The following is a 1,074-nucleotide window of genomic DNA, read 5'->3' on the forward strand; positions in this document are numbered from 1 at the left end:
CCAGGGCGATCGGTTACGGCAACACCACCGGGGACCTGCCCGTCATCGGCGACTGGAACGGCGACGGCATCGACACCCAGGGCCTCGCCCGCTAGACCCACTTCAGCGGCGCGCATCCCCGAAGGGGGCGGACTCCATGTCCGCCCCCATCTCGCGTTTCCGTCCGCGGGCGATCGGCCGCGCCCCCATTCTCGCCCGCCTGCGCGTTTCGCCGGCCCGATAACGCAGGGCCGAATCGTCTTTCTGAAGCGGTCGTTTCTGGAGCGAACTTAAAGCGAAGTTGTAGAGCGCCGCCCGACTCTATGAATGTGCTCGAAAACGCAGAAACGACCGTAAATAGTTTGGAAGGGATCCAATGAGCATCTCAGCTCGGCTCCGCAGCCGCCTCACCCGTCTCGTCGCCACCTCCGCGATGGTCGGCGCCGCGTTCACCGGCGTCGCCGTGGTCCAGGCCCCGCAGGCGAGCGCGGCGTCCAGTGTCGACGGCACCATCACCGCGTCCGAAGTGATCGCCCGCGCGTGGGACTGGGTCAACCGGCGGCCCTACATCAAGTACGACGCCAGCGGCAACACGAGCGCTCCCGATGTCTCGGGCCGCAACTACCGGCCCGACTGCTCGGGTGCCGTCTCCATGGCGTGGCACCTCGGCACCAGCCTGACCACCGCGACCCTGCCGGGCCGCGCGCCCAACGTGATCTCCTCCTCCCCCTCCAGCTCGACCGACCTGCGCCCGGGTGACCTGCTCAACGTCAACAACGGCAACGGCCACCACGCCGTCCTGTTCGACCACTGGGAACCGGACCACGTCCACTTCTCGGTCTTCTCCTTCGGCGGCGGCGCCGACGGGAACTCGCCGCCCACGCACGAGACCGGCAGGACCTTCAGCGGGACCGTCGGCGGTCACCCCGGTTACGTCTACACCGCCTACCGCTACGACAAGGTCGTCCAGGACGGCGGCGATCTGGGGGTCCTGGAGTATTACTTGTCGGACAGTCTGGATTCCAGTGTCGCGACGCGTCCGGTGATCTATTACGGCAGCAGCCCGCAGATCCCGATCGTGGGTGACTGGAACGG

At 67.3% G+C, this 1,074-nt stretch carries 1 protein-coding gene; it reads left to right on the forward strand.

The window, feature by feature from the left end:
* Positions 1-355 precede the first annotated feature (355 nt).
* Positions 356-1,074 (forward strand): hypothetical protein (locus AB0B89_RS36580; RefSeq protein ID WP_358562420.1); only part of this gene is annotated, 719 nt, incomplete at its 3' end.

It is taken from the genome of Sphaerisporangium sp. NPDC049002 (assembly GCF_040649355.1).
Lineage (GTDB): Bacteria > Actinomycetota > Actinomycetes > Streptosporangiales > Streptosporangiaceae > Sphaerisporangium.